General features: G+C 64.3%; 1 protein-coding gene. It reads left to right on the top strand.

Features of this window, described 5'->3' with window-relative positions; genetic code table 11:
* On the top strand, positions 1-661 hold a 661-nt coding region (locus tag APY03_RS36000), incomplete at both ends, for an IS5 family transposase (protein WP_068685013.1).

Genomic DNA, 661 nt, shown 5'->3' with positions numbered 1-661 from the left:
GTACGACAGCCAGGCGCTGCGCGACTTCGTGGGCATTGACCTGTCGCGCGAGTCGGTGCCCGACGCCACAACACTGTTGAAGTTCAGGCGTCTGCTGCTGGACAACGACCTTACCAAGGCCCTGTTCGAGGAGATCAACGCCCACCTTGCCGAGCAAGGCCTTCTGATGCGCGCGGGCACCATCGTGGACGCGACCATCATCGCGGCGCCCAGCTCGACCAAGAATGAGGGCAACAAGCGCGATCCCGAGATGCATCAGACCAAGAAGGGAAATACCTGGCACTTCGGCATGAAGGCGCATGTCGGCGTGGATGCCGAGTCGGGTCTGGTGCACACGGTGGTGGGCACCGCGGCCAACGTCAACGACGTGACGCAAGCCGGCGCGCTGCTGCATGGCCAGGAGTCGGTGGCCTTCGGCGATGCCGGCTACCGCGGTGTCGACAAACGCGAAGAAGCGCAAGGCCCGCAGTGGCACGTGGCGATGCAGCCGGGCAAGCGCCGGCAGCTGGACCCGAAGCGCAAGTGGGCGTGCCTCCTTGAAAAGGCCGAGCAGTTGAAGGCGAGCATCCGGGCCAAGGTCGAGCATCCGTTCCACGTGATCAAGAACCTGTTCCGCCATAGGAAGACCCGCTACAAGGGCCTCGCGAAGAACGAGGCGCAG

This window comes from Variovorax sp. WDL1, from assembly GCF_001541225.1.
In the GTDB taxonomy this organism is placed as follows: Bacteria; Pseudomonadota; Gammaproteobacteria; order Burkholderiales; family Burkholderiaceae_C; genus Variovorax.
Note: the sequence above shows the minus strand (reverse complement) of the source record. Positions and strands in the feature narration are given on the sequence as shown.